The sequence below is a fragment of the Dyella ginsengisoli genome (assembly GCF_044904665.1).
In the GTDB taxonomy this organism is placed as follows: Bacteria; Pseudomonadota; Gammaproteobacteria; order Xanthomonadales; family Rhodanobacteraceae; genus Dyella_A; species Dyella_A ginsengisoli.
Genome location: NZ_JADIKM010000001.1, coordinates 514483 through 538774 on the forward strand (window position 1 = coordinate 514483; position 24292 = coordinate 538774).

At 68.8% G+C, this 24292-nt stretch carries 23 protein-coding genes; 14 read left to right on the forward strand and 9 right to left on the reverse strand.

Annotated features, from left to right (window positions below; genetic code table 11):
* From ISP17_RS02355 to aceE, 3 genes are all read left to right on the forward strand, one after another.
* Entirely contained in the window at positions 1–1266 is a 1266-nt protein-coding gene (locus ISP17_RS02355; protein WP_404629910.1) for a flavohemoglobin expression-modulating QEGLA motif protein, read from the forward strand.
* Between the two features lie 91 nt (positions 1267–1357).
* On the forward strand, positions 1358–3652 hold the full coding sequence (locus ISP17_RS02360) for an NADP-dependent malic enzyme (RefSeq protein ID WP_404629911.1): 2295 nt from the start codon (positions 1358–1360) through the stop codon (positions 3650–3652).
* 181 nt (positions 3653–3833) lie between these two features.
* The gene (gene aceE / locus ISP17_RS02365) at positions 3834–6548 is read left to right on the forward strand and encodes a pyruvate dehydrogenase (acetyl-transferring), homodimeric type (RefSeq protein WP_404629912.1); all 2715 of its coding nucleotides are present in this window, start codon (positions 3834–3836) and stop codon (positions 6546–6548) included.
* Between the two features lie 72 nt (positions 6549–6620).
* On the opposite strand, the gene ISP17_RS02370 is transcribed toward aceE, so the two are convergent.
* From ISP17_RS02370 to ISP17_RS02390, 5 genes are all read right to left on the reverse strand, one after another.
* Positions 6621–6956, reverse strand: coding sequence for a hypothetical protein (locus ISP17_RS02370; protein WP_404629913.1), 336 nt, complete (start codon positions 6954–6956; stop codon positions 6621–6623).
* 109 nt (positions 6957–7065) lie between these two features.
* Positions 7066–7737: a glutathione S-transferase family protein gene (locus tag ISP17_RS02375; protein WP_404629914.1), complete on the reverse strand. Its 672-nt coding sequence runs from the start codon at positions 7735–7737 to the stop codon at positions 7066–7068.
* 75 nt (positions 7738–7812) lie between these two features.
* Positions 7813–9660 carry a family 43 glycosylhydrolase gene (locus ISP17_RS02380; protein WP_404629915.1) on the reverse strand — a complete coding sequence of 616 codons (1848 nt, stop codon included), beginning with the start codon at positions 9658–9660 and terminating at the stop codon, positions 7813–7815.
* 140 nt (positions 9661–9800) lie between these two features.
* Entirely contained in the window at positions 9801–11363 is a 1563-nt protein-coding gene (locus ISP17_RS02385; protein ID WP_404629916.1) for an alpha/beta hydrolase-fold protein, read from the reverse strand.
* 115 nt (positions 11364–11478) lie between these two features.
* Positions 11479–12744, reverse strand: coding sequence for an MFS transporter (locus tag ISP17_RS02390; RefSeq protein ID WP_404629917.1), 1266 nt, complete (start codon positions 12742–12744; stop codon positions 11479–11481).
* A 160-nt stretch (positions 12745–12904) separates the two neighbouring features.
* Between ISP17_RS02390 and ISP17_RS02395 the strand changes: the two genes are divergently transcribed.
* Positions 12905–13639: a hypothetical protein gene (locus ISP17_RS02395; RefSeq protein WP_404629918.1), complete on the forward strand. Its 735-nt coding sequence runs from the start codon at positions 12905–12907 to the stop codon at positions 13637–13639.
* 45 nt (positions 13640–13684) lie between these two features.
* Complete coding sequence (locus ISP17_RS02400) at positions 13685–14137, forward strand: DUF6491 family protein (protein ID WP_404629919.1); 453 nt, start codon at positions 13685–13687, stop codon at positions 14135–14137.
* 18 nt (positions 14138–14155) lie between these two features.
* Here ISP17_RS02400 and ISP17_RS02405 read toward each other — a convergent pair whose 3' ends face one another.
* Positions 14156–14974 (reverse strand): ferritin-like domain-containing protein, encoded by an 819-nt coding sequence (locus ISP17_RS02405; protein ID WP_404629920.1) that lies wholly within the window; start codon positions 14972–14974, stop codon positions 14156–14158.
* Between the two features lie 176 nt (positions 14975–15150).
* Between ISP17_RS02405 and ISP17_RS02410 the strand changes: the two genes are divergently transcribed.
* On the forward strand, positions 15151–16206 hold the full coding sequence (locus ISP17_RS02410; protein WP_404629921.1) for an NAD(P)-dependent alcohol dehydrogenase: 1056 nt from the start codon (positions 15151–15153) through the stop codon (positions 16204–16206).
* A 28-nt stretch (positions 16207–16234) separates the two neighbouring features.
* Here the strand turns inward: ISP17_RS02410 and ISP17_RS02415 are convergent, their stop codons facing one another.
* From ISP17_RS02415 to ISP17_RS02425, 3 genes are all read right to left on the reverse strand, one after another.
* Positions 16235–16651 (reverse strand): universal stress protein, encoded by a 417-nt coding sequence (locus ISP17_RS02415; protein ID WP_404629922.1) that lies wholly within the window; start codon positions 16649–16651, stop codon positions 16235–16237.
* 94 nt (positions 16652–16745) lie between these two features.
* Positions 16746–17087: a glycine zipper 2TM domain-containing protein gene (locus tag ISP17_RS02420; RefSeq protein ID WP_404629923.1), complete on the reverse strand. Its 342-nt coding sequence runs from the start codon at positions 17085–17087 to the stop codon at positions 16746–16748.
* A 78-nt stretch (positions 17088–17165) separates the two neighbouring features.
* Positions 17166–18068, reverse strand: a complete 903-nt coding sequence (locus tag ISP17_RS02425; protein ID WP_404629924.1) for a YihY/virulence factor BrkB family protein — start codon at positions 18066–18068, stop codon at positions 17166–17168.
* Positions 18069–18311: 243 nt separating this feature from the next.
* On the opposite strand from ISP17_RS02425, the gene ISP17_RS02430 reads away from it, so the two are divergent.
* From ISP17_RS02430 to ISP17_RS02465, 8 genes are all read left to right on the forward strand, one after another.
* Entirely contained in the window at positions 18312–18761 is a 450-nt protein-coding gene (locus tag ISP17_RS02430; protein WP_404629925.1) for a hypothetical protein, read from the forward strand.
* A gap of 117 nt (positions 18762–18878) precedes the next feature.
* Positions 18879–19415: a peroxiredoxin gene (locus tag ISP17_RS02435; RefSeq protein ID WP_404629926.1), complete on the forward strand. Its 537-nt coding sequence runs from the start codon at positions 18879–18881 to the stop codon at positions 19413–19415.
* 2 nt (positions 19416–19417) lie between these two features.
* The gene (locus ISP17_RS02440) at positions 19418–19933 is read left to right on the forward strand and encodes a hypothetical protein (RefSeq protein WP_404629927.1); all 516 of its coding nucleotides are present in this window, start codon (positions 19418–19420) and stop codon (positions 19931–19933) included.
* Between the two features lie 83 nt (positions 19934–20016).
* Positions 20017–20769, forward strand: coding sequence for an energy transducer TonB (locus ISP17_RS02445; RefSeq protein ID WP_404629928.1), 753 nt, complete (start codon positions 20017–20019; stop codon positions 20767–20769).
* A 187-nt stretch (positions 20770–20956) separates the two neighbouring features.
* On the forward strand, positions 20957–21712 hold the full coding sequence (locus ISP17_RS02450; protein ID WP_404629929.1) for a DUF2884 family protein: 756 nt from the start codon (positions 20957–20959) through the stop codon (positions 21710–21712).
* Between the two features lie 120 nt (positions 21713–21832).
* Positions 21833–22270, forward strand: coding sequence for a ferritin family protein (locus ISP17_RS02455; RefSeq protein ID WP_404629930.1), 438 nt, complete (start codon positions 21833–21835; stop codon positions 22268–22270).
* Positions 22271–22418: 148 nt separating this feature from the next.
* Entirely contained in the window at positions 22419–23237 is an 819-nt protein-coding gene (locus ISP17_RS02460; protein ID WP_404629931.1) for a DUF2884 family protein, read from the forward strand.
* Positions 23238–23379: 142 nt separating this feature from the next.
* The gene (locus ISP17_RS02465; RefSeq protein WP_404629932.1) at positions 23380–24267 is read left to right on the forward strand and encodes a mechanosensitive ion channel family protein; all 888 of its coding nucleotides are present in this window, start codon (positions 23380–23382) and stop codon (positions 24265–24267) included.
* Positions 24268–24292: the final 25 nt, after the last annotated feature.

Here is a 24292-nt window from a genome sequence, read left to right on the forward strand (position 1 = left end):
ATGGATGCATCGGTCACCGGCGACCTGAGCCGCTACGCTGCCCTCGACCAGCGCCTGCTCGCCGCGGTGCGGCCGATCCGCATCCTGCCCACCGTGGCGTGGCCGGCCTCGCTGGAGCGGCGGATGATCGATGCCTACATGGCTGGCCGGCTCAGCCTGCCCGAGGTGCGCTATACGCCGCCGGACCTCGCCGCCGCGCGCGCCGAGCTGGCGGCGATCGAGCGCGAGGCTGGGCACGACGATCCGCTCGGCGACTACCTGTGCCGCACCGCCGAGTCGTGGCGCATCGCCGCGGAGATGCTGGAGGCGGTGGGCACGGCGGGCGTCACCGCGCCATCGATCGTGCTGTATGGCCATCCCGGCGACCTGATTCCCGGCAGCAGCAAGAGCAACTTGGACGCGGCACGCTACTTCGTCGAGCTGGCCGACGAGCTGGGCGCCGATCTGCTGGCCGACGACGTCACCGCCGACATCCCGGCCGAGACCCTGCGCGCCGATCTGGCGCAGACGCTGGACGCGTTCTTCGGCCCCGGCATGATTTCGGTGGAGGTCGACCCCGAGCTCACCGCCAAGGCCGCCGCCGGCGCCACCCGCATCCGCCTGCGCGGCGGCACCGCCTTCAGCGATTACGACCGCCACCAGTTGCTGGCGCATGAAGCCTTCGTGCATTCGCTCACCGCGCTCAACGGCCGCGCGCAGCCGCTGCTGGCCTCGCTGGCCCGCACCTCGCCGCGGGTCACCGCCACGCAGGAGGGGCTGGCCGTGTTCGCCGAGCTGATGTCCGGCGCGATCGACATCTCCCGCCTCAAGCGCATCAGCCTGCGCATCCTGGCGATCGACATGGCGCTGCGCGGAGCCGACTTCGTCGAGGTGTACCGCTTCTTCCTCGAACGCGGGCAGAGCGTGGCCGACAGCTTCCACTCGGCGCAGCGCGTGTTCCGCGGCGTGCCGCTGACCGGCGGCGCCGTGTTTGCCAAGGACAACGTGTATCTCGCCGGCCTGCTGGCCGTGCACACGTTTTTCCGATGGGCGCTGAAACAGCGGCGCATGGACCTGCTGCGCCACCTGTTCGCCGGCAAGCTGGCGCTGCACGACGTGATCGCGCTGGAGCCGCATTTCGCCTCCGGCGCGATCGTTCCGCCGCGCTGGCTGCCGCCGTGGATGCAGCACGTGCACGGGCTGGCCGGCAAGCTGGCGTTCTCGCTGTTCGCCAACCGCATCCACATGGGGCGGGTGCAGGCCGAGGAGCTGTCGCTGGGCCTGTGAAGGGCCGCCAAAGTGCGGCGTTGCACAGCGGGTGGAGCGGGTCGCGGTGCTACCATTTGGCGTCTTCGCACCCGGATCATCGACTCGCCCCATGTCCAATCCCCCCGAGGAACTCAAGCACGCCGCGCTCGAATACCACCGGCTGTGCCCGCCCGGCAAAATCAAGGTCACCGCCACCAAGCCGATGGTCACCCAGCGCGACCTGGCGCTGGCCTACTCGCCCGGCGTGGCCTACGCCTGCGAGGCCATCGTGGACGATCCGAACGCCGCCAGCGAGCTGACCGCACGCGGCAACCTGGTGGCGGTGATCACCAACGGCACCGCGGTGCTGGGCCTGGGCGACATCGGTCCGCTGGCCGGCAAGCCGGTGATGGAAGGCAAGGGCGTGCTGTTCCAGAAGTTCGCCGGCATCGACGTGTTCGACATCGAGTTGAACGAGCGCGATCCGGACAAGCTGGTCGACATCATCGCCGCGATGGAGCCGACCTTCGGCGGCATCAACCTCGAGGACATCAAGGCGCCGGAGTGCTTCATCGTCGAGCGCAAGCTGCGCGAGCGGATGAAGATCCCGGTGTTCCACGACGACCAGCACGGCACCGCGATCATCGTCGGCGCCGCCGTGCTCAATGCGCTCGAAGTGGTCGGCAAGAAGATCGAGGACGTCAAGCTCGCCACCGCCGGCGCCGGTGCGGCCGGCATCGCCTGCCTGGACATGCTGGTGGCGCTGGGCCTCAAGCCCGAGAACATCCTCGCCTACGACCGCGAGGGCGTGATCTACACCGGTCGCGACCACCTGGACCCGGACAAGGCGCGCTACGCGCGCGACACCGACAAGCGCACGCTGGCCGAGATCGTGGCCGGTGCGGACGTGTTCCTGGGCCTGTCCGCCGGCGGCATCCTCAAGCCGGAGATGGTCGCGGCGATGGCCGACAAGCCGGTGATCCTGGCGCTGGCCAATCCGAACCCGGAGATCTCCCCGGCCGACGCCAAGGCGGTGCGCCCGGACTGCATCATCGCCACCGGCCGCTCGGACTACCCGAACCAGGTCAACAACGCGCTGTGCTTCCCGTACATCTTCCGCGGTGCGCTGGACGTGGGCGCTACCGGCATCAACGAGGCGATGAAGCTGGCCTGCGTGCGCGCCATCGCGCAGCTGGCGCGCGAGGAGGCGGCCGATCTCGGCGCCGCCTACGGCGAGGACATCCCCTCGTTCGGTGCGGAGTACCTGATCCCGCGTCCGTTCGACCCGCGCCTGCTGGTGATGCTGGCGCCCGCGGTGGCGCAGGCGGCGATGGATTCGGGCGTGGCGATGCGGCCGATCGCCGACATGGACGCCTACCGCGAGAAGCTCGGCCAGTTCATCTACCGCACCAGCCTGATCATGAAGCCGGTGTACGAGCGCGCGCGCGCCGACCGCAAGCGCGTGGCCTACGCCGAGGGCGAGGAAGAGGTGGTGCTGCGCGCGGTGCAGACGGTGGTCGACGAGCGCCTCGCGTTCCCGATCCTGATCGGCCGCCCGGACGTGATCCACACCCGCATCCAGCGCCTGGGCCTGCGCCTGCGCGAGGGCGTGGATTTCGAGCTCACCAACATCAACGACGATCCGCGCTTCAACGACTACTGGCAGCAGTACCACGCGCTGACCGAGCGGCGCGGCGTGTCGCCGGCGGCGGCGAAGAACCTGCTGCGTTCGCGCTCCACCCTGATCGCCGCGCTGATGGTCGAGCGCGGCGAGGCGGACGCGCTGATCTGCGGACTGGTCGGGCGCTTCCACAAGAAGCTCGGCTATCTGCGCAGCGTGTTCGACCTCGACCCGGGCGTGCAGTGCACCTCGGCGATGACCGCGGTGATCAACGATCGCGGCGCCTGGTTCTTCGTCGACACCCATGTGCAGGTCGATCCGAGTGCCGAGCAGATCGCCGAGGCCACGCTGCAGGCCAGCTACCGCCTCAAGCTGTTCGGCATCGAGCCAAAGGTGGCGCTGCTGTCGCACTCCAACTACGGCAGCCACGAGAACGCCAGCGCGGCGAAGATGCGCAAGGTCTACCAGATCCTCAAGGCGCGCTATCCGAAGCTGGAAGTGGACGGTGAGATGCAGGCCGACACCGCGTGGGACGAGGCGCTGCGCCAGCGCATGTTCCCGCACACCACGCTGAGCGGTCGCGCCAACCTCTTCGTGATGCCGAACCTGGATGCCGCCAACATCACCTACAACATGGTGCGGGTGATGACCGACGGCGTGGCGATCGGCCCGATCCTGATGGGCGTGGACAAGGCCGCGCACATCCTCACCCCGGCGTCCACCGCCCGCCGCGTGGTCAACATGACCGCGGTGGCGGCCGTGGATGCTCAGATTCGTGCCGCCCAGGGCGAGCGGCGCGGCTGATCGGCGCGGCGGCGCGGCCGGTCCGCGCTGCCAGGGACGGCGTACCGGCGCCATGCGCTCGCGCATGGACGTCCATTTGGCGGCCGCCGCGCACGGCCGCTAAACTCGAACATTGCTGCACCGCACCCCGGCGATGCATCCCCCTTTTCAGGCGCGCCTCCCCGGCGCCGCGGAGACCTCCATGGATCAGCTCGACGACATCCTCCACCAGGACATCGACCCCACCGAAACCCGGGAGTGGATCGAATCGCTCAATGCGGTGATCAGCCATGACGGCACCGAGCGCGCGCATTACCTGCTGGAGAAGATGGTCGACTCGACGCGGCGCGCCGGCGGCTACCTGCCGTTCGATCCGACCACCGAGTACGTCAACACCATCGCGCCGCCGAACGAGGCCAAGTGCCCGGGCGACGCCACCATGGAATGGCGCATCCGCACGCTGATCCGCTGGAACGCGATGGCGATGGTGGTGCGCGCCAACCGCAAGCCCGGTGAGCTCGGTGGCCACATCGCCAGTTTCGCCTCGTCGGCCACGCTGTACGACGTGGGCTTCAACCATTTCTGGCGCGCGCCCAGCGCCGATCACCCGGGCGACCTGGTGTTCCACCAGGGCCATTCCAGCCCGGGCGTGTACGCGCGCTCGTTCCTTGAAGGGCGCATCGCCGAGGAGCAGATGGACCTGTTCCGCATGGAAGTGGTGGGCAAGGGCCGCGGTCTGTCGTCCTACCCGCATCCGTGGCTGATGCCGGACTACTGGCAGGTGCCGACGGTGTCGATGGGTCTGGGCCCGATCCAGGCGATCTACCAGGCGCAGTTCTGGAAGTACCTGGAGCACCGCGGCCTGATCCCCAAGAGCGACCGCAAGATCTGGTGCTTCCTCGGCGACGGCGAGACCGACGAGCCGGAGAGCCTGGGCGCGATCTCGCTGGCCGGCCGTGAAGGGCTGGACAACCTGATCTTCGTGATCAACTGCAACCTGCAGCGCCTGGACGGCCCGGTGCGCGGCAACGGCAAGATCATCCAGGAGCTGGAGGGCGTGTTCCGCGGCGCCGGCTGGAACGCAATCAAGGTGGTCTGGGGCAGCTACTGGGATCCGCTCCTGGCCCGCGACACCTCCGGCACGCTGCGCAAGCTGATGATGGAAACCGTCGACGGCGAGTACCAGGCGTGCAAGGCGTTCGGCGGCAAGTACACGCGCGAGCATTTCTTCAACAAGTATCCGGAGACCGCGCAGCTGGTCGCCAACCTGTCCGACGACGACATCTGGCGCCTCAACCGCGGTGGCCACGATCCGCACAAGGTGTATGCCGCCTACCACTCGGCGGTGAACACCAAGGGCATGCCCACGGTGATCCTGGCCAAGACGGTCAAGGGCTACGGCATGGGCGCGGCGGGCGAATCGCAGAACCCCACCCACCAGCAGAAGAAGCTCGATGCCGATGCGGTGCGCCACTTCCGCGACCGCTTCAACATCCCGGTGCCGGACGACAAGCTGGCCGACGTGCCGTACTACCACCCCGGCAAGGACTCGCCGGAAGTGCAGTACATGCTCGAGCGCCGCCGTGCGCTGGGCGGCGCGCTGCCGCAGCGGCGCCGCAAGGCCGACACCAAGCTCAAGGCGCCGGACCTGTCGGCCTTCGAGCAGATCACCAAGGGCACCGGCGAGCGCGAGATCTCCACCACCATGGCGCTGGTGCGCGGCATGAATCTGCTGCTGCGCGACAAGCAGCTGGGCGAGCGCGTGGTGCCGATCGTCGCCGACGAGGCCCGCACTTTCGGCATGGAAGGCATGTTCCGGCAGATCGGCATCTACGCGCCGTTCGGCCAGAAGTACCGCCCGCAGGATGCCGACCAGCTGCTGTATTACCGCGAAGACCAGAAGGGCCAGGTGCTGCAGGAAGGCATCAGCGAGGCCGGCGGCATGGGCGCGTGGATGGCCGCGGCGACCAGCTACAGCATCTCCAACGTGGCGATGCTGCCGTTCTTCATCTACTACTCGATGTTCGGCTTCCAGCGCATCGGCGACATGTGCTGGGCGGCGGGCGACATGCGCGCGCGCGGCTTCCTGATCGGCGGCACCGCCGGTCGCACCACGCTCAACGGCGAAGGCCTGCAGCATGAGGACGGCCATTCGCACCTGATGTCCGGCGCGATCCCCAACGTGAAGTCGTACGACCCTACCTTCTCCTACGAGGTGGCGGTGATCCTGCAGGACGGCACCCGCCGCATGATGCAGGAACAGGAAGACATCTATTACTACCTGACCGTGATGAACGAGAACTACCAGCACCCGGACATGCCGGCCAGGTGCGAGGAAGGCATCATCAAGGGCATGTACCTGTTCCGCGACGGTGGCGCGGTGGGCAACGGCAAGGGCAAGGCGAAGTCGAAGGCACCGTGCGTGCAGCTGCTGGGCTCGGGCACGATCCTGCGTGAGGTGATCGCTGCGGCCGAGCTGCTGGAGAAGGACTTCGGCGTGTGCGCCGACGTCTGGTCGTGCCCCAGCTTCATCGAGCTGCGTCGCGACGGCTTCGACGCCGAGCGCTGGAACCGCCTGCATCCGGAAGCCGAGCAGCGCGTGCCCTACGTCACCGGCCTGCTGCAGGACCGCGCCGGTCCGGTGGTCGCCGCCACCGACTACGTGCGCGAGTTCGCCGACCAGATCCGCGCGTTCATCCCCGAGGGCCGGCGCTACACCGTGCTGGGCACCGACGGCTTCGGCCGTTCGGATACCCGGGTTCACCTGCGCGATTTCTTCGAGGTGGACCGCTACTGGATCGCCCACGCCGCACTCGCCTCGCTGGCGAAGGACGGCCTGGTCAATGCCAAGGACGTGGCCCGCGCGATCAAGGAGTACAAGCTCGATCCGGAGAAGCCGAACCCGTTGACCGTCTGATCGTTCGGCGTCACGCACCAGCAAAAAGCCCGCCGGAAGGCGGGCTTTTTGCTGCCTGGGAACCGCAGGCGATCAGTCCTCGTCGCGGCCGCCGAAGGCCTTGCGCAGCAGGAGGAACGCGCCGATGGTGCCGGCCACGATGGCGACCGTGGCGGCCGGATGGCGGTTCACCTGGCGGCGCAGGCGGCGGTACTGGTAGTTCGCCTCGTCGGCGAAGTCTTCCGCGGCGCGCGTGAGCTGGCGGCGGTAGCTGTCGCCGTGCCTGCCGAAGCGGCTGGTGGCGCGGCGGCCGCGTTCGATCAGGTCATGGGCGGTGCCTGCGGCGCCGTTGGCGGCCTGGCGCACGCGGTCGCCCACGCGCTCGGTGGTCTCGTGCAGGCTGCGTTCGATATCACGGCTACGGCTCATGGCAGTGGACTCCTCGGGTGGCGCGGCCCGGATTTCGAGCCGTCTGCAGATAACGGGATTGCTACGGTGCACCGCCACGCGTGACAGCAGCGTCGACACCCCGCGCGGTTCAGGCCAGCCGGTATTCCCCACCCGCGGCGAGCGCACGCTGGTAGGCCGGGCGGGCGTGGATGCGTTCGAGGAACGCGGCAAGCCGGGGCCGGCTCGCTGCGGCAAGTCCACCGCGCGAAGCGGCGGCCTCCAGCGGAAAGCTCATCTGGATGTCGGCGGCGCTGAATGCATCGCCACCGAACCAGCCGGCCTTGCCCAGTTCGCCTTCCAGATAATCCAGATGCAGCGCGATCTGCGGGTCGACGAAGCTGTCCTGCACCTTGGTCGCAATGCCTTTCATCACCGGCCTGACGAAGAACGGTGCCGGGCTGCTGGCCACCCGCTGGAATACCAGCTTGAGCAGCAGCGGCGGCATCGCCGAGCCTTCGGCGTAGTGCAGCCAGTAGTTCTGACGCAGGCGCTCGGGCGTGCCGTGTGGGGCTAGCAGGCGGCCTTCGCCATAGCGGTCGGCGAGGTATTCGACGATGGCGCCGGACTCGGCCACGGTCAGCTCGCCGTCGGTGATCAGCGGCGACTTGCCCAGCGGATGGACCGCGCGCAGCTCCGGCGGCGCCAGCATGGTTTTCGCGTCGCGCTGGTAGCGCTTGATCTCGTAGGGAACGCCCAGTTCTTCCAGCAGCCAGAGGATGCGCTGCGAGCGCGAGTTGTTGAGGTGGTGAAGGGTGATCATCGGGACATCAGAGCGGATCGCGACGGCTGCCGCAACCTCGCCCGCCTTCGCTCGGCGCGCGTCGCGCGGGTGCCTTCACGGCTCCAGCGTGATCGTGCGTGACAGCGTGGACACCCCGCGCTCGTCGAACGCCTCCACCGCCACCACGTAGCGCACACCCTTGGTCAGCGCGCGCAGCTGCAGCGTGGTGGGCTGGTCGGCGAAACGCTGGTAGGTCTCGTGCAGGCGATCGGCGCTGAGGCCCCAGCGCACGTTGTAGCCAACCGCGCCGGGCACCGGCTTCCAGCGGATGGTGGCGTTGCGGGTGTCCTTGTCGCGGGTGGCCGAGAGCAGCTCAGGCGCCGGCGGCGGCTGGCCGTCCTGGTGTCCGAATACGCGCAGGTCCGAGATCGCCAGGTGCTCCGCGCCCACGTGCCGGTGGACGTAGCGCACGTAGCGGAGGCGTGCGGGCGCGTCGAGCTCGACGTACGCATTGGCGTGGTCGCGCGTCTCGTGCGAAAGGTCGGCGAGGGTCTGCCAGTGGCTGCCGTCGGTCGAGCCCTCAAGCACGAACTGGGTGATCAGATCGGGGGCATCGCCGTAGCGCTCGGACTGGTAGTCGGCGTAGTTCACCTGGATCGCATTGACCGTGCGCGGACCGCCCAGATCCAGCGTCAGCGTCTGTCCGGGCGTGTTGGCGGCGGCCAGCCAGAAAGTGCGCGGATTTTCGTCGGTGACCTGATCCGGACCGTGCCCGGACACCTCGGAGGAAGCGGTCGCGTGCTTGTGCCAGGACAGCAGCATCCAGCCCGTGAAGGTGCTCTCTCCGGGCTTGAGCTGGTGGTCGGGCATACGCTGCGGGAAGTCGCCGAAGCGGGTATCGACCCACATCTGGCCGTCGTCGTGGAAGCCGGCCGGGTAGAGATCGATGCGCCGCTCGAAGTTCCAGTTCAGGCCGATCCAGTTGGTGCCGGTGTTCCACACGTTGCCATGGGCGTCCTCGAAGGTGGAGCCGTGGCCGGCGCCCTCGACGAAGCCGCCCGGCTTGTAGCCGACCGGATTGTACGGCGCATAGGTGAACGGCCCCAGCGGATGCTCGCTGACGTATACGCCGGTGGCGTAGGCGTTGTACTCGGTGCCCGGCGCGGCGTACTGCAGGTAGTAGCGGTCGCCGTGGCGGTTCATCCAGGCGCCTTCCATGAAGGGCAGGGTGGCCTCGTCGCGGTGGTCGCGGCCGAAGCGTTCCCAGCCGTGCTGGTCCGGGTGCAGCCGCAGCAAGGTTGTCGTCTCGCCCACGTAGGCCAGCCGCTTGCCTTCGCCTTGCGTCTCGTCGCCGAGCTTGAGGTCGATCTGCTGGCCGTACATCGGGTAGACGTTGGACGAGCCCCAGTACAGGTAGACCTTGCCGTCGTGATCCTGGAACAGGCCCGGATCCCACGGCCCCGGCGGCAGCTGGCCGGGCTTGATCTTGTATTCGGTGGACGAGGTCACCGCGTTCGGCAGCGGCGGCATCAGCCGGGTCCAGAATTTCCAGCGGCCGTGCGCGGGATCGGTGGAGTACAGCAGCGGTTCCTGATCGGTGGTCGAACGCAGCAGGAACAACTTGCCGTCGGCGACGAGCGTGGCCGGCGCCACTTCGCTGTCGAACGGCCACTTGTCGGGTTTGACGAAATCCCAGTGGACCAGGTCGGTGGAGTGCCAGTAGCCGTCAGCGAGTGTCTGGAACAGGTAGTACGCATCGCCGTAACGCACCACCGCCGGGTCCGCGCCGGTGCGGTACGAGATGCCCTGGTTCATCTGCTCGAAGTTGTAGCGGTAGTCCACGTCCATCGGGTTGGCCCAGGTGCGCGCGTGCGGATTCACCACCGCGCTGGCGACCTGGGTGGCGAGCGCGGCGGCGAGCGCCAGCGCGAGACGGAGGCGTGGATGGGCGTGTCGTGACATGGTTTGGGTCCGGAAATGGCCTGGCGGACGTTCCGTGCCCGGGCGTGGCGTCGCTTCGATGGCAGCGATGGCATTCCTGCCCGCTGCCTGCGGATCGCCGTCGGCAGCCCAACGGCCGCCACGGCGAAGGTGATGCCGCTTCAGTAGATCCAGGCGGCGTCGCCCTTGGGTGCATGCGCCTGCATGAAGCGGGTCATGGTGCCGTAGAGCTCCTCGCCGGGCGGCCCCCAGCAATGCGGCGCCATCGGCTGGTAGGTGATCGAACCCTCGAAGCGCGGGTTCGTCGCGGTCTTGAGGAACGCGTCCATCGCGCGCACGCCCATGTTGAGGTTGTAGGTGTCCGCGTCGCCCACGTAGATGTGCAGCTTGTCGGTGACCAGCGGCCCCAGCGTGGCCCAGTTCTTCTCGAGCATGTAACGCAGGTCGAAGTGCCGCTTCCAATACTCGGCTACATTGTGATCGATGGCGCCGCTGCGCTTGTCCCAGATGCGCTGCGGATAGCCATCCGCACCGATCGGGCCCCAGGCCGCTTCCCAGATGTCCCACTGGCCGCCGGAGCGCGAGTGGTCGCCCACCGCCAGCTCGTAGTGGTTCTCGTCCTTCATCATGGCGTCGACGTTGCCGTCTGGCTGGCGCGTGTCCACGCGCTCCACCTTCACCCAGCCCTTGTCGACGGTGTACGCGTTGGCGTCGTCGTAGATGTTCACCACCTGGTGGTGGCGGAAATCCAGCGAGTCCGGGCACATCGCGAAGCTGCCGCCGTAGTAACGCGGGTGGAACAGTTGCTGCGCCACCGCGATCCAGCCGCCGGTGGAACCGCCGGTGAGGATGCGCGCCCATGGCTGCTCGATGGTGCGGAAGCGGCGCGCGATCTCCGGGTACAGCTCCTGGTGGATGGCGTCGTCGAACGGGCCCTCGTTGGGCGAGTTCACCGCGTAGGAGTCGTCGTAATACGGCGAGGGATGCTGCAGCGTCACCAGGATCACCCGCGGCTTCTTCGTGGTATCCAGCCAGAACGCGCGCAGCTTCGACTTGTCGTTCTCGAAGCCGAACGGCGCGTCGGTGGAGAAGTGCCCCTGGTCGTAGACCACCGGGTAGCGCACGTCCGGGTGCTGGTCGTAGCCCTCGGGCAGCAGCACGGTGGCGCCGAGGTAGATCGGGTGGCCCCAGAACTTCGTCAGCAGCTTGCTCTGGATGCGGAAACGCTTGACGTACGCGCTGTCCTTCGGGAACGGGATCGGCGCGATCACCTGGTCGGCCACCAGGTGGATCGGCGTGGCGGCGGCCGGGTCGTAGTGCACCTTCACCGGCTTGCCGTAGAGGTTGCCCGGTGAGTGCTTCCAGTCCTGGCCTTCCCACTGGTCCATGTGCATCCACAGCGTGTGGCCGTCGGCGCGCTTGAACTCGGTGTAGACGTTGACGAACGGCTGCATCCAGTAGTCGCCCGCGGGCAGGTCGCGCAGGCTGGCGAGCGGGGCGCCGTTGTCGCCGGCGTCGATGGTGGCGACCTGGCCAGGGGCGAGCGCGCTGACGTCGTGCCCGAACAGCGGCACGCCGGTGATGTCGGCCTGCTCGACCGGCGGCGCCTTGTCGTCGCGGCTCACCGCCACGTACACGCGGCCGGTGATCGGCTGGGCGTGCGCGGTGGCGGCAAAGCTCACCTCGATGCGCGGGCCGTCGGTGGCCAGCAGGGGAGAGGACATGGCGGCCAGGACGAGCGCGGCGGCCAGTTGGCGGAGAGCACGGAGCGGAGAGTATGTGGTCATCCGCCGATGCTAGCGGTCCGATCGCCGCGCCTGCCACTGCCGCAGGGCAGGGTCACAGCGTCTCGACGGCCGCTTCGGTCGCCGGCTCGGGCTCGTCGTGCAGCCGCTGGCGTCGGCGCAGGGTGGGAAACATCGCCATCCACAGGCCCACCACCACGAGCGTGCCGACGCCGCCGATCAGCGTGGCCGGCACCGCGCCCACCCACGCGGCGAGCAGGCCGGACTCGAATTCGCCCAGCTGGTTGGAGGTGTTGATGAAGATCGCGTTCACCGCGCTCACCCGGCCGCGCATGTCGTCAGGCGTATCCAGCTGCACCAGCGCGCCGCGGATCACCATGCTCACCATGTCGAACGCGCCCAGTGCGAACAGCGCCGCCATCGACAGCCACAGCGAAGTCGACACGGCGAACACCAGCGTGGCCACGCCGAAACCTGCTACCGAGGCGAACATGGTCATGCCCACACGCCGCTGCATGGTGTGGCGCGCCAGCCACAGCGACATCAGCAGCGCCCCCACCGCCGGTGCCGCGCGCAGCAGACCCAGACCCCACGGGCCGGTGTGCAGGATGTCCTTGGCGAAGATCGGCAGCAGCGCGGTGGCGCCGCCGAGCAGCACCGCGAAAAGATCGAGCGAGATCACGCCCAGCACGTCCGGCCGCTGGCGGATGAAGTGCACGCCGGCGAACACGGTCTTCAGCGTGGCCGGCTCGCGCCGCGGCGGCGCGCTCTCGTAGCGCAGCTTCGCCATCAGCACCAACGAGGCGAGGTACAGCGCGCCGGCGATTACGTACACCACGCCCGGTCCTGCCACGTACAGAAAGCCACCCAGCGCCGGCCCCATGATCATCGCCGCCTGCCCGGCCGAGGCGTTCACCGCCATCGCGCGCGGCAGGATCGCCGCGGGCACCAGCGCCGGCAGCATCGACTGCATCGCCGGGAATTCGAACGCCTTGGCCACCCCGATCACGAACACCAGCGCGAGGATGCCGACCTCGTGGATGTCGTGCATCAGCGTGAGCGCGGCCAGCAGCGCGATCGCCACCCACTCCACCACCTGGCCGAGCAGCACGATGCGGCGGCGCTCGAACTGGTCCGCCACGTGGCCGGCAGGCAGCGCCAGCAGCACCGAGGGGATGAACTGCGCCAGGCCGATCAGGCCCAGGTCGAGCGCGCGGCCGGTGATCGCGTAGATCTGCCAGCCCACCGCCACCGACAGCATCTGGAAGCCGAAGCCCGAGGCGATGCGGGCAAACCAGAACGCGGCGAAGGCGCGATGCCGGAACAGCGCGTCGGCGTGGGGCGAGGGGGAGGCTGACATCGGAAGTCCTTGCGTGAATGCCGATTATCCTGCCGCCGTTGCGCGCGGGCCAAGCGAAGCGCGTTCGCAGCGGGAGCTGCGACATCGTCGGCGCGGCGGTTGCGTCGTCGCCGCGGCTCGTTCCACTCTAGGCGCCTGTTTCCTGCCGTGGATGTTCGCCATGTCGCCCGCCTTCGCCCGTTCCCTCGCGCCCGTCCTGGGCCTCGCCCTGCTCGCCGCCGGCTGCTCGCAGCAGGGGGGCGAATCGCACGGTGCGGCGAAGCCGGCGGCACAGGCGGCCGCGGGCGATGCGGCCGCCGCGCAGGACCTGGACACCTATCGCCAACTGGTGCGCATCCACAACGACGAGATGGCCACCACCTTCGGCGAGAAGATCGTGCACGACTACCCCGGCAGCGCCGCGGCGAAAGAGGTGCAGCAGAGCCTGCCGGAGATCAGCAAGCGCTACCACGAGAACGCCGAGAAGAACCGCCTCGCCGGCCTGTGGCTGTACCAGGTGTCGCCGATGGCCGGCGGCACGCAGTCCACCGCGGTGATCTTCAACAGCCAGCCGGTCGACGCCGAGAAAGTGCGCCTGGTGCTGCGCCGACACACGCAGTGGGGCCAGAACGCCTTCCTGTTCGGCAGCGGCAAGGGCTTCGTCTGCAAGGGCACCTGCACGCTGCCGGCGGTGGTCGATGGCAAGGCGATGGGCATCAAGGCGTTCGCGCCGCCCAGCGGCGAGCCGGCGCTGATGATCAGCGACGACAAGGCGTTCATCGCGCTGTTGAAGAAGGCGCAGAAGATCAGCCTCACCGTCACCCGCAAGGACGGCGGCCAGACCCAGGAGCTGGTGTACGAAGTGGGCGGTTTCGATCCGGCCAAGTGGCTGCCGCTGCCCAAGGCGAAGAAATAGGCGGGCACGTTTGCCCGGCGCTTCACTGGCGAGAGGAGAGCGAGCATGGTTCTGCGACGTGTGATCGGATACCTCACCCTGGCGGCCGCGCTGGCCGCGTGTTCCAGCGTGCCCCGCGCCGAGCGCGAGGCGCAGCGGCGTGCCGACTACGAGGCCGCCGCCGGCCCGAACCAGCACAGCTTCCGCTTCTTCGGCAACCTGTGGTCGTGGGAGCCGCTGGGCAAGGACCTGCTGGCGGTCTACACGCGGCCCAACGAGGCCTGGCTGCTAACCGTGGGCGGCTGCATCGACCTGGAGTACACCAACGCGATCGGGCTCACCTCGAACTTCCACGAGGTGAGCGTGGGCTTCGACAAGGTGCTCACCGGCCGGCGCGATTTTCCCTGTTTCATCACCGCCATCCGCCCGGTGAACGTCAAGCAGCTCAAGGCGGCGCAGGAACAGCGCCGCACCATCGAGGAGAAGCCGCGCGAGGCGGCGTCGAAGCCGGACGGCTGAGCGGGGCGCGCAGCGCGCTCAGTGCAGGAACAGTTTCTCGGCGATTTTCGCCAGCGGCTTTTCCAGCGCGTTCTGCACGCGCATTGGCAGGTCCAGCGGCTTGAGCAGCATCTTCACCGTCATCTCGGCCGGGATGTTCCGCCGCAGCAGGCCCTGCGCGCGGTTGCTGATCTGCCGGAACTGCGCGTCGCTGCCGCCGGGATAGCACTGGTTGAACACGTGGCGCAGCGCGATGTCGCTGTCCTCGCTCTTGATCTCGTTGACCCGGCGCAGGATCGCGCGCAGCACCTTGGTGCGGCCAAAGCCCTCGCGGTCGCGGTATAGCCGGTAGTGCTGGTAGAAGTGCTTGTAGTGGCGCACTTCGTCGCTCTTGATGTGGTTGGTGAGCTGCTTGAGCACCGGCTCGTCGGTGATCTCGTTGAGCGCGCGGTAGAGGCTGGCCGTGCCGGTCTCGACCACGCAGCGCGCGGCCAGCTCCAGCCCGCGTGAGGGCTCCAGCTGCTCGGCGGTGCACACCGCGCCGTACTCGTTCCAGAACGCCTTGAAGCCGGCCTCCCAGTCGAACTCCGGCCACACAGTGCGCACGTAGGTGGCCAGGGCGCGGCCATGCTGCAGCTCCTCGTGCTCCCAGTGCTGGCTGAGCCAGGTCTGCAGCGCCTCGTCGCCGGCGAAGTGGTTGACCAGGTTGTGCGTGTAAAGGTCCGAGCCGCTCTCGACGAAGGACGAGCTGCACAGCAGGAAGAACAGATCCTCGTTGTGGCGGATGCGTGCCTTGTCGATGCGGGCGAAGTCGATGCTTTCCAGCGTCCAGGGCAGCGTGTGGCTGTCGTAGCTCAACGGGGGATTCCTTGTCGGGGGCATGCGCACGCGGCGGAGGGCGGGCGACGTGACAGATCAATGACACAAGCATACGGCGTCGTCCGTGCATTGGAATTAACCGCGGCCGACCCCATCCGTGGAGGTTGCCCTGACCGCATGCGTCGGGGAGCGCTTCCCCCATCGACGGAGCTTCCATGATTCCTACTTTCAGCTATGCCGCCCCCGCTGCCAGCGCTCCGCTGGCGCCCTATCGCTTCGAACGTCGCGAGCCGCGCGACACTGACGTGGTGATCGAGATCCTCTACTGCGGCGTATGCCACTCCGACCTGCACACCGTGCGCGACGAGTGGGGCGCCGGTGAGTACCCGATCGTTCCCGGCCACGAGATCGTCGGCCGCGTCCTGCGCACCGGCAAGGCGGTGACCAAGTTCAAGCAAGGCGACCTGGCCGGCGTCGGCTGCATGGTCGATTCGTGCCGCGAGTGCGCCAACTGCCAGGAAGACCTGGAGCAGTTCTGCCTCAAGGGCGCCACCTTCACCTACGCCAGCAAGGACCGCGTCGACGGCACGCCGACCCAGGGCGGCTACTCCACCCACATCGTGGTGGACGAGGCCTTCGTGCTGCGCGTGTCTGACAAGCTTGACCTCGCCGCCGTGGCGCCGCTGCTGTGTGCCGGCATCACTACCTATTCGCCGCTCAAGCACTGGAAGGTGGGCAAGGGCAGCAAGGTCGGCGTGATCGGCCTCGGCGGCCTGGGCCACATGGCGCTGAAATTCGCCCACGCGTTCGGCGCGCAGGTGGTGCAGTTCACCACCTCGCCGTCCAAGCGCGAGGACGCGCTGCGCCTGGGTGCCGACGAGGTGGTGCTGTCGAACGATCCGGAGCAGATGACGCAGCATGCCGGCAGCTTCGATTTCATCCTCGACACCGTCTCGGCGCCGCACGATCTCAATGTCTACCTGCAGATGCTCAAGCGCGACGGCACCATGACCCTGGTCGGTGTGCCCGATGCGCCGCCCACGGTGGCCGCCGGTTCGCTGATCTTCGGCCGCCGCGCGCTGGCTGGTTCGCTGATCGGCGGCATCGCCGAGACGCAGGAGATGCTGGATTTCTGTGCCGAGCACGGCATCGTCTCGGACATCGAGCAGATCCGCATGCAGGACATCAACGAGGCCTACGAGCGCATGCTCAAGAGCGACGTGAAGTACCGCTTCGTGATCGACATGGCCTCGCTGCGCGACGCCGCGTAATTTCCTGCGGGAATAAAGGCGGTGGTGCCTAGCGCACCACCGTCACCGGCACGTGGGCGCGGGCGAGCACGTCGCCCGACACCGAGCCCAGCAGCCAGCGCGCCAGCGCGCCGCGCTCGGTATGGCCGATCACGATGTGGTCGCAATCGTGCTGGGCCACCTGGTTGATCAGCACGTCGCCGGGGCTGCCGTGCGCCAGCTCGATATCCACCAGCGCCTCGGCGTCCGGCTCCATCGTCTTCAATTCGTCGAGCAGCTCCTGCGCGCGCCGCGTGCCGGAGTCGGCCATCATCAGCGCGCACGCATCGGCGCCGCCCTCGGTCACCTGCAGCACCGACACCACCCGCACACGACCGTGGCTCAGGCGCGCCAGCGACATGGCCAGCTCGAACCCGCGCCTGGACGTGTCCGAGCCGTCGTAGCCCACCAGTGAATACTTGAACATCGGGGCACCTCCGCGTCCTGCCATGACCTGAGGGGGATCATGCCACGCAGGCCGCGAAAGCGATGGCGTCGCCGCGCCCGTCCCTGCCAGGATGTCAGTCGTCGACCCAGTGGCAGCGACGCTCGATGTGGGTGCCAGCGTCTTTTTCCTGATGATGCTCCTGCACCTTCTTGCCGGCGTAGCCGCCGGCTACCGCGCCGCCGATCGTGGCGAGCGTCTTGCCTTTGCCGCCGCCCACCTGATGGCCGAGCAGGCCGCCGGCCACGGCGCCGATCGCGGTGCCGGCGATCTGGTGCTGGTCCTTGGCGGTGTTGGCCACGCGCACGTCTTCGCACACCTGGTGACGGCTGCGCTCCTGCGCCTGTGTGGTAGTGCTGCCGCCAAACAGGGCGGCTGCGACAAGGGCGGGAAGCAGGAGTCGATGAAAGGAACGCATGGCGACCTCCGGGCATGTCGGGAAACCGGTCCGCAAGTGTTTTCGTCGGCGCGTGAGGCCGCGGTGCACCGTGCGTGTTCACGCCGTGTCCGGTCCGCGCCGCCGGACCACCGCGTGGGCGCGCGGCACGATCGGTCGGCCGAGCACCTCCGCCACCGACTGCGTCAGCTCCGCGCCGAGCAGCAGGATCAGTGCGGAGTAGTAGACCCATACAAGCAGCACCACCACGCCGCCGGCCGAGCCGTAGGCGCCGCCAACGTTGCTGCGGGCGAGATACAGGCCGATCACGAACTTGCCCGCCGCGAACAGCACGGCGGTCAGCGCGGCGCCGACGATCGCGTCGGGCCAGGCGATTGCCGCGTCGGGCAGCACCTTGAAGATCGCCGCGAACACGGCGGTGAAAAGCGCCAGGCTGATCAACGCCTCCAGCACCTGCCAGGCCAGCGTATCGCCGCGCACGAACACCGCGATCAGCGCGCTGGCGGCGAACGAGATCACCATCAGGAAGGCCAGCGACAGCAGCAGGCCCAGCGCCATCATGCGTGCGCGCAGCCAGTCGACGATGGCGCCGCCCGGGTGCGGCGCCAGGTTCCACACGCGGTTGATCGCGCCCTGCAGCTGGGCGAACACTGCCGAGGCGCCGACCAGCGTCACGCCCAGCCCGAACAGCCCGGCCCAGCTGCCCACGCCGGGGCGCTCGCGCGCGTTGTCCAGCACCAGGGTGACCGCATCGGCGGCGCGCGGTCCCACCAGGCGCTGCAGCGATGCGACCAGCTCGCGCTGCCAGGCTGGCTCCAGCGACGTCACCACCCACAGCAGCAGTACCAGCAGCGGGGCGAACGACAGCGCCGAGTAGAAGGCGAGCGCCGCCGCGCGCGTGCTCAGTTCATCGTGCGCAAAGCCGTGCGCGGTGCGCTGCAGTACCTCCCACGTCATCCGCAGGGCGGTGCGTACGCGCGAGGTCAGCGGAGTGGGTGACACGGCGACATCCTCTGGCGGGAAGTGACGTCCACGATGATGGTCCCCAAGGCGGTCGAATGTGAACGGGCGTCCGCGACCGGCCGGCCCGGGCTGCGAACTCACTGAATCCTCGCCCGTGCTGCACGAAGTCCTCACGCATCCGTGTCGATGCTGCGCTCCACCACGGACCCCGTGCGGCCCATCCGGTCGTCACCGTGGCCCGGCATTGACCGGCACGAAATGCATATCCACAAGGAGTTCACCATGATCAAGCGCAATCACGCTCTCGCCGCCCTTCTGCTGGCCACGGCCGGCGCGATGGGCGCCACCGGTGCTCATGCGGCCGAGGCCACCGTCAAGTGCGACCTGACGTACAGCCTGTCCGGCTGGTCGATTCTGTACAAGCACGCCGAAGGCAGCGGCATGGTGACCTGCGACAACGGACAGTCCTCGCGCGTGAAGATCACCGTGGTCGGCGGTGGCCTCACCGCCGGCAAGTACCACATCGACCACGGCAAGGGCGAGATCAGCAAGGTGCACAGCATCGACGACGTGTTCGGTGACTACGCCCAGGCTGGCGCCGAGGCCGGCATCGTCAAGAGCAGCAGCGCCCAGGTGCTGACCAAGGGCACCACCTCGCTGGCGCTCGCCGGCACCGGCGAGGGTGTGAACCTGGGCATCTCGGTGGGCAAGTTCACCATCACCCGCGAGTAAGTCGGGCCCTGCCGGCACATGTCGGTGCGGCAATTCGCCAAGGGCGCCCGCGCGGCGCCCTTGTGCGTTGGCGGCGCTACACTCCGGCGACTCACACCACGATCCGGAGATGCCTCGATGCGTCGCCTTTCCCTGTTGTTCGTGCTCTCGCTCTCGCTGCTGTTCGGGCCGGTCTCGACTGTGTTCGCCGCCACGCCACAGCCCGGCCAGGCCGCGCCGGATTTCCGCCTGCAGGATCAGAACGGCCACTGGCGCACGCCGGCCGATTACCGCGGCCACTGGCTGGTGATGTACTTCTACCCGAAGGATTTCACGCCCGGCTGCACCACCGAGGTGTGCACCTTTCGCGATGACATCGCCAAGCTGCGCCAGGCCGGCGCCGAGGTGATCGGAGTGAGCCTGGACGACGTCGAGTCGCACGCGAAGTTCGCCGAGAAGTACCGCGTGCCGTTCCCCCTGCTGGCCGACAGCGAGCACAAGGTGTCCAAGGCCTACGGCGTGCTCGCCTCGACGGTGGGCTTTCACTACGCGCGCCGCACAACCTTCCTGATCGATCCGCAGGGCAAGGTGGCCAAGGTCTACGAGGACGTCGACCCGGAGAAGAATTCGGCCCAGGTGCTGGGCGATCTCGCCGCGCTCAAGGCAGGATCCTGAGCGTGGCGGACGCCGCATCGCCGCGACCGGGCTTCGCGTCGTGGCGGCTCGGGCTGTGGGTGATCCTGCTGCTGGCTGCGTTCGGCGCCATGCAGTACGGCGTGCACGCGCAGCGCGTGTGGTCGGTGCTGCAGGTGGCGCCGGTGGACGCGGAGGGACGCGCCACGTTGCACGCCATGCTGGCCTGGGACGCGGCCTACTTCCTTGCCGCGGCGATGCTGGTGGTGTTCTGCGCCGGCGGCATCCTGCGCCAGGGCTGGGCGCGACCGGTGCTGCGCGTAGCGCTCGGCCTGCTCGCCGCGGGCCTGCTGGTGAGCGGCGTGCTGCTCTATCGCCAGTGGCTGGGCTGGCACGGCCAGCCGCACGCAGTGGCCGGCGCCGCCGCGCTGGTCGCGCAGGAGTCGCGCCGCGTTCACCTCTCGCTCGCCTTCGATGCCACTGCGATCGTGATGTTGATCTGGCTGGTTTGGCGCCTCGGGCAGCCGGCGGTGCGCGCGCAGTTCCGCCAGCGTCGCTGAAATTGCGCCATCGCCGGAGCTAGACTCGCGCCAATGTCCACACGGAGGTTGGCGTGATGAAGCGATGGTGGTTGCGCGGTGTGATGCTGGGTGCGCTGGTCGGCCCGGCCTTTTCTGGAAGCACGGCCCACGCCGAGGGGGCGTTCGCGGCCGCGAAGCGCGCCGAAGCCAGCATGCTGGTCACCGGCCGGATCGTGGTGGCGCCCGATGGCAGCGTGCACGGCTTCACGCTGGATCACGCCGACCAGCTGCCAGCGCCTGTGGCCCACCTGATCGGTAGCAACGTGCCGCGCTGGCGCTTCCAGCCGGTGCTGAAGGATGGCCAGCCCGTGATGGCCCAGGCGACGATGAATCTGCGCGTGGTGGCCACGCCGCAAGGTGGCAAGGACTACACGCTGGCGATCCGCGGCGTGCACTTCGGCAGCGACGGCGAGGCGTTCGGCCGGGAGCGCATCAAGACGGTGCCGCCGCGTTATCCCCCGGCGGCGATCCGGGCGAGGGTCAGCGGCGACGTCTACCTCGTCCTCAAGATCGATCCTGCCGGAAAGGTCGAGGACGTGATGGCCGAGCAGGTCAACCTGGGCATCGCCGGCACCGATCGCCAGATGAAGGAGATGCGTTCGATGCTGGCCAGTCGGCGATCGGCGCGGCGCGCGACTGGACCTTCGAGCCACTCGCCCCGGGCGCCGCGCCGGTGGATCGCTACGTGCGCGCGCCGGTGTCCTACCACCTGCACAAGTTCGGCGAGCCGGTGCGCAGCGGCGTCGGCCAATGGCACGTCTACATCCCCGGCCCGCACGAGGCGGTGCCGTGGTTTGACCGCACCGGCATGCTGACCGACAGCGCCGATGCGCTGCCCGACGACGGGCTGTACCTGTATTCGGCTCGGGATGCCCTGCATCTGATCACTCCGCTCGGCGGGGCTTGAGCGAACTCCGGGTGCGCAAACCCATCGGCGCGGATTCAGCCGGGATTGGCACGCGCGCCTGTATCCGTGGGCGACTGCCTTGAAGTGAGTCGCCCATGCGTCTGGTTCCGTTGATCGCCGTGTCCGCAGCTTGGTTGCTTGCTGCCCCGCTGCACGCCCAGCAGCTCGCCACGCGCTGCCACGCCAGCAGCAGTTTCGACGTCACCGTGCAGCCGGACCGGCTGGTGTTCGACCGGCCCTCGCCGGCGCCGCGGCAGCTGGTGTTGAGCCACGGCAGTCTCGTGGCCGACGGCGCGTCCGTGCGGCTGAATGCCGAGGACGAGGATCGTCTCGCGCTGTTCGAACGCGAGCTGCGTGGGTTGGTGCCGAAGGTGCGCGCGGTGGGTCGACGCGGGGTGGATCTGGCCGTGCAGGCTTTGCATCAGGAAGCCGCCGGCATGGGACTCGGCGCCGCCTCGCGCAGCGAGCTGGACCAGCGCCTCGCGGCCGATGCTGCCGAGCTGCGCCAGCGCATCGATGCCAGCCAGAGCACGCGCGACTGGCAGGGCGCCGCCGCCCAGCAACTGGGCAACCGGATCGCCGCCGACCTCACGCCGATCGTCGCTGGCGATCTGGGCCAGCAGGCGCTGCAGGCGGCGATGAGCGGCGATCTGGACACGGCGGCGCGCCTGCGCGACCAGGCCGCGGATCTCGCCACCGCGCTGCGTCCGCGGCTGGAGCGGCGCATGCAGGCGCTGGCGCCCGCGGTGGACGCGCTGTGCCCCTCGATCCGCCGGCTCGCCGACCTGCAGCAGGGCGTACGCGATGCTGCAGGTCGGCCGCTGGACCTGCTCTCGGTGGACGGTCGCTGATTTGCCCGAAAGCGAACCGCAGCTAAAGCGCGATGCGCCGGAAGCCCCCGGGTTAACCCGGGGGTAAGCGGCCCGGCGCCAGCATGGCGATATTCCTCCGCCATCGAGAGGCCACGCGCCGTGTCGCTGGCATCGCAGCCCCTGTACAACGCCCTGATCCGCCGCAGCATCGACTTGCAGCGCCTGTGCCAGCAGGCGGCGCGGCAGGTGGTGGAGCCCGGGCTGCGCGTGGTGCTGCAGGAAAACGCCGCCGCGCTGGAATTGCTGATCCTCGATCTGCAGATGCAGCTGGCCGCGCTGGGCGGGCGCCCCGCCACCCGTGGCCGCTGGAATGCTCCAGCGCCGTGGCGCTCGGCCACGTGGTGGGTGCGCAGCATGACCTTGAGCGACAGCCAGTGGATCCGCTTGCTGGCTCGTCGCGAGGCAGCCTTGCTTGCACAATTCGAGCAGGTGCTGGAGGCGGCGCCCACCGAGGCGGCGACCGAGCTTGGACGGCTGGCCGGGCGCATGCAGGCGGTACATCTGGACATGCACAGTCTCGCGACTGCGGCCCGCTGAATACCGCCGCGGACTTCCGTCCGCATGACGAACGATCCGGATGACTGATGGCACGGCATGACGCCTGGCCCATGGTCGGGCGCGGTCGACGGCGCATCGTGACGCTGCAGGCCAGCCCGGGGCTGGCCGTCACCACGGGGATACGCACATGCGCAAGACACTCTCGCTGCTGACGCTGGCCGTCGGCGTCGCCTTTGGCGCCCAGGCCCAGGCGCACGATCTGCACATCCACGGCGACCGGTGCAGCTTCACCACCGACTACGACGTGCGCGTGAACGACGCTGGCATCGCTTTCAGCCGCGACGATGGCACGCCCGCCAAGGTGTTCATGCACGACGGCCAGCTGCGCGTGGATGGTCGCGCCGTCACGGTGCACGCGGCCGATGCCGCTCGCCTGCGCGACTACGAGGGCACGGTGCGGTCCTTGCTGCCGGAAGTGGCGGGCATTGCGCGCGAGGGGCTGGATATCGGCTTCTCCGCCCTTACCACCGTCGCCACCACCTTCGCCGAAGATGGCGACGAGCGTGCGCGGCTGCTCGCGCGCCTCAACCGCAATCACGCCCAGGCGCTGTCGCGCATCGATGCCGGCCTGGGCAGCGGCGTGTGGGGCCGGCACGACATGCAGGACGCCCTGGGCGACAGCGTGGAAGGCGCCGTGTCCGAGCTGGTCAGCACGGTGACTGCTGGCGCGGTGAAAGCGGCGCTTAGCGGCGACCAGACCCGCATCGCGGCGCTCGAAGCGCGTGCCGACTCGCTGGAGAAAACCATCGACCGGGAAGTGGACGCGCGTGCCGACCGGCTTGAGGTGCGTGCCCGGGCGCTGTGTCCCCGGCTCGCTGCCCTGGATCAGCTGCAGCAGCAGCTGGAATTCCGCCTGCCGGACGGCTCGCCGCTGCGCTTGATCGGCCACGAGCGCGCCCCCGATGCGGATCCGAAACTGGCCAAGGACAAACTCGCCACGCGCTGATCCGGCCCGCGCATGCCACGCCGCCACGTCCCGACGCGGCGGCGTTTTCATGGGCGCACCGGCACGCATCGCGAGAGCGCCGACTTGGTTTCCGCGACGCGCCCGCCTAGGCTCGGGGGTTTCGGCTCAAGGAGACCACGCCATGCGCGATGCAGTTGCCAGCGCCCTCGCGGCCAGCGCCGCGATTCCCCTCTCGCAGCAGGATCTGTCCCGCTACGTCGACCAGGCCGTGCAGCTGGGCCTGCGCCTGGCCGGTGCGCTGGCGGTGCTGCTGCTCGGCATCTGGGTGGCGCGGCGGTTTGCCAACGTGGCGCAGCGCGCGTTCGGCCGGGCCAACTTCGACGTCACCCTCGCCACCTTCCTGCGCAATTTGCTGTACGGCGTGCTGATCGCGCTGCTGGTGGTCACCGCGCTGCAGGTGCTGGGCGTGCCGTCGGCGCCACTGGTCGCCGCGCTGGGCGCCGGCGGGCTGGCGATCGGCCTGTCGCTGCAGGGGTCGCTGAGCAACCTCGCCTGGGGCGTGCTGCTGGCGCTGTTCCGTCCGTTCCGCGTCGGGGATTTTGTCGAGGTCGGTGGCACGATGGGCACGGTCGACGCGATCAACCTGATGCATACCCAGCTGGTGATGCCGGACGGCCGCGAGGCGGTGCTGCCCAACGCCAAGGTCGGCAGCGATGCGATCATCAACTTCAACCGGCGCGGCACCCGCCGCTTCGAGCTCACCGTGGGCATCGGCTACAAGGACGACATCGGTGCGGCGATGGCCGAGATCGAGCGGTTGTTTGCCGCCGACCCGCGCATCCTGAAAGATCCCGCGCCGGGCGTGTGGACCACCGCGCTGGGCGAGAGCTCGGTGGATCTGGTGATCCGCGCCTGGTCCACGCCGGACGATTTCTGGGCCGCCCAGACCGATCTGCTGCGTGCGATCAAGGAGGCGTTCGATGCGGCCGGCATCACCATCCCGTTCCCGCAGCGCGAACTCACCGTGATCCAGGGCAGCCTGCCGGCCTCGGCCGAAAGGCAGAGCTGAGGCGGCATGGCCCGGGCCGCCCGGG